Below are 6,059 nucleotides of genomic sequence, written 5' to 3' on the forward strand. Positions count from 1 at the left end.
GGGCGAGCCGTCCTGGTCGACCGCCGTGGCCCGCACCACCGCCCATGTGGTGGAAAGCCACGGGGAGGAGCGGGTCCGGTGCTCCGGTGGGGCGCCGCCCCTCCCGCAGCGGGCCTGGTCCGCGAGGGCGCCGGGCCGGCGGTTTCCGCAGGGCACCGGGTGGGGCACGGGCGACGCGACCGGCAGCCGGGCGCCCCGGGTCAGTCCTCCCGGGCCGGGGGCGCCTGGTCCTGGCCGGTGTGCGGGACGCGTTCGGTGGGGATGACGCCCATCCGGCCGGCCTGGAAGTCCTCGAAGGCCTGGATGACCTCCGCCTTCGAGTTCATGACGAAGGGCCCGTACTGCACGACGGGCTCCCGGATCGGCTGGCCGCCGAGGATGAGGACGTCGAGGTCGGGGGTGCGGCTGTCGGGTTGGTCGGTGGCCTCGACCGTGACGAGGTCACCCGCTCCGAAGACCGCGAGTTGGGCCGCGCGCAGGGGGCGCCGCTCCTCCCCCACGCCGCCGCGCCCGGAGAGGGCGTAGACGAGCGCGTTGAAGTCGGTGCGCCAGGGCAGTACCAGGCGGGCACCGGGGCTGAGGGTCGCGTGGAGCAGCGTGATCGGGGTGAAGGTGTTGCCGGGGCCGCGGTGTCCGTCGACCTCTCCCGCGATCACCCTGACCAGGGCGCCCCCGTCGGGTGAGGACAGCAGGGTGGTCTCGCCCCCCTCGATGCTCTGGTACTGGGGCGGGTTCCACTTGTTGGCGCGGGGCAGGTTGACCCAGAGCTGGATGCCGTGGAACAGGCCGCCGGACATGACCAGGTGCTCCGGCGGCTTCTCGATGTGGAGGATGCCGCTGCCGGCCGTCATCCACTGGGTGGCGCCGTCGGCGATCACCCCACCACCGCCGTGGGAGTCGCTGTGCTCCATCTGGCCGTCGATCATGTAGGTGACGGTCTCGAAGCCCCGGTGCGGGTGCCAGGGAGTTCCTTTGGGCTCGCCGGGTGCGTACTCGACCTCGCCCATCTGGTCCATGTGGATGAACGGGTCGAGGACGCCGGCCGAGACGCCCGCGAACGCCCGGTGCACCGGGAACCCCTCGCCTTCGTGGCCGGCGGGTGCGGTGGTCACGGACCGCACGGGGCGCTGCCGTCCTTCGGGGGCGGCCTCCGCGATCCGGGGCAGTTCCAGGGTGTTCTCGACGGTGACGGCTGGCATGGTGCCCCTCCTGGTGCTACTCGGGACGCTCGTCGTCCCGAGCACCATTTTAGTTGAAGTTTCATATAATTGGTGGGTTCGGCCTCTCGGCCCGACGAGAACCGCCACCAGCCCCGGCACGGGCCGGCGGACCCCACCTGCTCGGGCACGACGACCGACCGGCCTCGCCGTCCGTCACCGACGGTCCCGGCGCCACGGCGACCCCACCGGCCCACCGGGGTCGGGTGCGGATCGACCGGCCCAGCAGAGGCGACGCACCGGTCACCGGGGCGCACCACCGGCAGCCCCACCGCCCCACCGTCCCGTCCGCAGCCGGCGGATCACCCGGCACGGGGTACCCGGGACACTCCCGCCGGGGCAGGAGGCTCCGGGCCGCCCGGCGGCGGCGCCACTCCCCTCGCCGGCGGCTCGCCCGCCCGGCGGTCGGCGGGTCACCGGGTGCCCGGCTCCACTCACTCGTCCGGCGCAGCCGGGTCCGGTTCCCGTCGGGTGCGCTGCGCCGTCCGAGCGGTCGGGGCATCGCCTGCTCAGCGGGACCACCACCGCCAGGACCGCCCTAGGCTCGATCCGTCGGCGTCGCCGCCGACCACGACCCCACCAGCTGGTCGTGCCCTCGCCGGGTTGGAGGTGCGGGTTGCTGCGCGTTCCGCTCTCCCGTGAACCCGCCCGACACCCGCGATCCCACCGCGACATCAGCGTCGACGGCTTCTCCTGGCGACCGCTGTCCGGCTCCTCGGCGCACCCCGGGGCCACCGGTCCGCTGCGGGCGCCCGCTGGGCCCCCGACGACGCGGGTCTCGCCCCCGACCACGGGACGGCCCCGGGCCGCAGGGGACAAGCGCTCTGGGGCTGCGGCCGCCCGCTCGCGGCACGCCGTGTCCGGTTCTGCGACTCCGCCCGCCACCGCCCGAGCCCGCGGACCGGTGGCCCCGGCGACCCGCCCGGGCGGGCGTGGCCGGGCAACACCGGCCGCCGGCGCCACCGCCCCAGCGGGACCCGCACGCACCGGTCCCCGTCCGAACCCCTCCGCCACCGGCCCCGGTCAGGCGTTCGGCACCGGCACCAGGCTCGTCGACGACCGCAGCCGGCTGCCCGCCACGCCGGGTCGGCCCTCGCCGCCGACTCACCCGGACGAGCGGGCGGGCCGCGTCGGTTCGCCACCCGACAGCGAAGGTCACCGATGCTGGCAAGCCCGGCACGACCACCACCACTCGAACCGCGAACCCGGTCGCGGGACACCCGAGCCGGCGACCACCCCGACGAGCAAGGGCTGAACGAACGGCAGCGACCAGGAGAGGTGCCAGTCATGCATTGGTCCCGGCAAGGCGCAGACACCCCGGCCCGACCACATCCGCCCCGACGTCGTCCCACCACGATCCTCGCCGCCGTGGTCATCATGGGAGGCATGGCTCCACTCAGCACCCCCGGTTCCGCCGACGCCGAACCGGCCACCACTGTCAGCGGCCAGGTGGTCGACGCGGACAGCGGCCGTCCACTCCCCGGCGCGGTCGTCCACGTCACCGAGCAGACCAGCACCGTGCGCACCGACGCCGAGGGCAGGTTCACCGTGCCCGGGGTGCCGGTGGACGCGTTGGCCCTGGTCGCCGCGCGCCAGGGCTACTCCTTCGGCTGGCACCCGCTGGAGGATCGGGACGCGCCGGTAACCCTCGCCCTGGAGGCGGAGACCCCGGACACCGTCCCGCACGCGGACTACCCCCGCCCCGACTTCGACCGGCGCGCCGGAGTGGACGGTCAGTGGGCCTCGCTGAACGGCACCTGGTCACTCGACTTCGACCCCTCCGACATCGGAGTCGACGAGGGCTGGCACCAGGGGAACCACGAATGGGGGCACGCGGTGCGGGTGCCCTTCGCCTACAACTCGCTCGCTGGGATCGGTGAGGAGCGGCGCGCGGGCAACCAGGTGTACGCGAGCCAGTTCGCCGAGGCCAGGGGAACGGTCTGGTACCAGCGGGACCTGACGGTTCCCGAGGACTGGCCGGCCGACCGGGGAACGCTGCTCCGCTTCGGCGCCGTCGAGTGGCGGGCGGAGGTGTTCCTCGACGGGAGGCGCGTCGGGGAGAACGACGGCGGCTACTCCCCCTTCGACGTCGACCTCGGCACCCTCCACCCCGGAGCCGAGCACTCCCTCGTCGTGCGCGTCGAGGTGCCGGACAACTCGGCGACCACCCCGTACCCGCAGGGCAAGCAGATGGGGTGGTACACCGACACCGGCGGCATCTGGCAGTCGGTGTGGATCGAACCGGCCGACGCCGCGCGGCTGACCACGGTGCACGCCACGCCGGAGATCGACTTCGAGGGTCGGGAGGCCACCGCAGCCCGGGTCACGGTGGACGTCGAGGCGGAGGGCGCTGCTGACGGGACGGTGGAACTGGCGGTGCGCGCCCAGGACGGCGAACCGGGAGCGCGTGCCGGACAACGGCAGGACGGCGTGTCCGCGCCGGGGCTGCCGGTCCCCGTGGAACCGACGGCCGGCGAGGTGGTGGCCACGGCGACGGTGACGCTGGTGGACGGCAGGGGAAGCGCGGTCATCGAGGTGCCCGACCCCCGGCTGTGGGAACCGGAGGCGCCCTGGCTGTACCGGGTGGACGCGAGCCTCACCGGGGAGGCGGGCTCGGACCGGGTGGACACCTGGTTCGGGCTGCGCACGGTGAGCCGGGAATGGCTCCCCGGGCACTCGCCCGAGGAACAGGACGACCCGGCCGAGCAGTACCAGTACCTGTTCCTGAACAACCGGCCCGTCTACCTGCGCTCGGTGTTGGACCAGAACTTCAACCCGTGGGGCAACTACAGCTACACGGGCCTGTACCAGGGTGCCGACCTGCGCGGCGGTGAGCTGGAGAACCCCGGTAAGGGGTCGGTGCTGTTCGACCTCGCGCTGGCCAAGCAGCTCGGGTTCAACTCGGTGCGCCCCCACATCAAGGTGAACGACCCGCTGTACTACCACTGGGCGGACGTCCTCGGGCTGCTCGTCTGGTACGACCAGCCCAACTTCGGTTACGACGGCTACGGACCGGAGGCCGAACGGTTGTGGGAGGAGGTCCTGCGGGACGCCGTGCACCGCGACTACAACCACCCCTCCATCGTCATCTGGGACGCGTTCAACGAGGCATGGGGCTTCAACGCCACGCCGGGCGGACCGATCAGGGACGACGCCAAGCCGTGGATCGAGCGGATGTTCGACCTGACCACGGAACTGGTGCGGGGGACGCGGCTGGTGGTGGACAACTCGCCGTGCTGCGAGAACGGCCACCTGGTCACCGACATCAACGACTTCCACGGCTACTACTCCACATGGGACGAGTGGGCGGCCACGGTCGACCGGATCGTGTCCGAGACCTACCCCGGGTCGACGCACAACTTCGAGGACGGGCGGACCCAGTCCGGGCAGCCGCTGATGAACTCCGAGTTCGGCCCCTGGAGCGGTGGCCGGGAGAAGGACCAGGAGGTCGCCACACCGTTCCGGTACACCGCCGAACTGTTCCGGGCCGAGCAGAAGATGAGCGGCTACCTGTTCACCGAGCTCACCGACCTGGAGTGGGAGTGGAACGGGTGGGCCGCCTACGACCGCACGCTCCAGGTGCCCGGCTACCTCGACGCCGAGGGGGCGCAGGGCGGGGTCGGGCTGGCCAACGCCGACGACGTGCTGCTGGTCGGGGAACGCCCGGTCCAACGGCTGACCGGGGACGACCCCGTCCGGCTGGCGGTGCGTTCGTCGTTGTTCTCCGGGCGGGAGCTCGGGGAGACCGCGCTGCGCTGGCGGGTGACCGGCACCGACGGCACCGGGGCGGAGCTGGCGAGGGCGGACTGGACGGAGGTCCCGGTCTCGCCCGAGCCATTCGCGGTGACCGAGTTGACGACCGTGGAGGTCCGCCCACCGGACGGGTTCGTCGCCGGCCGGCTGGACGCGGAGCTGCTCTCCGACGGCCAACCGGTCGCCTCCGGTCAGACGGTGCTGGCCGCGTGGGGCCCGGTGGCCGAACAGCCGCCGGGGGCGCTGGCCCTCGACCCGACCACCGCGGAGGTGGAGTGGCCCCAGGGTTCGGAGGTGTTCTCCCAGGACGGCGCGTCGGCCGTCGTCGGGTGGGGTGACGGCGAGTTCCGCTGGCGGCTGACCGTTCCGGAGGACCTGCGCGACGGTGGTTTCGACCGCGCCCAGCTGGTCCTCGAAGCGGCCGCGTCCCGTCCGTCGCTGCCGCGCACCTCGTTCCCCCAGACCTCGGAACGGGTGTTCCCGACCACCCTGAGCGCCACCGTGTCCGGTTCGGGCACCGTGGTGGAGACGGCGGCCGTCGTGCTCCCCGACGACCCGGCGGACGCCAGGGGCGCGTTGTCCCACGAGTCCGGGTTCCACCCCGGGCAGTACGGCTACCGGGTGCTGCTCGACCTCGACGTCGAGGACATGCGGGCCGCTGTCGCCGACGGCGAGGTCACCGTCACCCTGCGGGGAGCCGGTGGCGGTCTCACCGTGCTGGGCCCGCGCACGGGGCGGTTCGGCGTACCGCCGCAGCTGGTGCTGTCCGAGGACGCCGGCCTAGCTGGTCCGGCGGTGGCCGCCGGCGAACCGTACCTGCGGACCACCGAGGCCGCGGGGGTGACCACCCACCTGCTCGCCGGTGGCGTCACCGCCGGCGCGGAGGGCGCCATGACGGTGAGCGTGGTCAACGACTCCGGCGAGGTCGTACGAGACGTGCGGCCGGCGTTGGTGGCACCGGAGGGGTGGACGGTCGAAGCCCTCGACGACCGCACCATCGGCGAGTTGGCGCCCGGCGAGGGGGCGCACCTGCGGTACCGGGTGGTCCCCGGCGACGACGGCCCGGTGACCCTGCGGACCCGGGCCCAC

General features: G+C 73.5%; 2 protein-coding genes. One reads left to right on the top strand and one right to left on the bottom strand.

Annotation, left to right across the window (positions count from 1 at the left end; all coding sequences use genetic code 11):
- Positions 1–200: 200 nt before the first annotated feature.
- Complete coding sequence (locus ACTIDRAF_RS0212005) at positions 201–1,199, bottom strand: pirin family protein (RefSeq protein WP_016698987.1); 999 nt, start codon at positions 1,197–1,199, stop codon at positions 201–203.
- Positions 1,200–2,603: 1,404 nt separating this feature from the next.
- On the opposite strand from ACTIDRAF_RS0212005, the gene ACTIDRAF_RS28475 reads away from it, so the two are divergent.
- Positions 2,604–6,059, top strand: a 3,456-nt coding sequence (locus ACTIDRAF_RS28475; protein WP_169533978.1) for a sugar-binding domain-containing protein, incomplete at its 3' end; no start/stop codon positions are given.

The sequence above is a fragment of the Actinoalloteichus spitiensis RMV-1378 genome, assembly GCF_000239155.1.
Lineage (GTDB): Bacteria > Actinomycetota > Actinomycetes > Mycobacteriales > Pseudonocardiaceae > Actinoalloteichus_B > Actinoalloteichus_B spitiensis.

Bases quoted from the DNA above. Each gene is read 5' to 3' on its own strand.
- ACTIDRAF_RS0212005 (WP_016698987.1), bottom strand. From the start codon at position 1,199: ATGCCAGCCGTCACCGTCGAGAACACCCTGGAACTGCCCCGGATCGCG.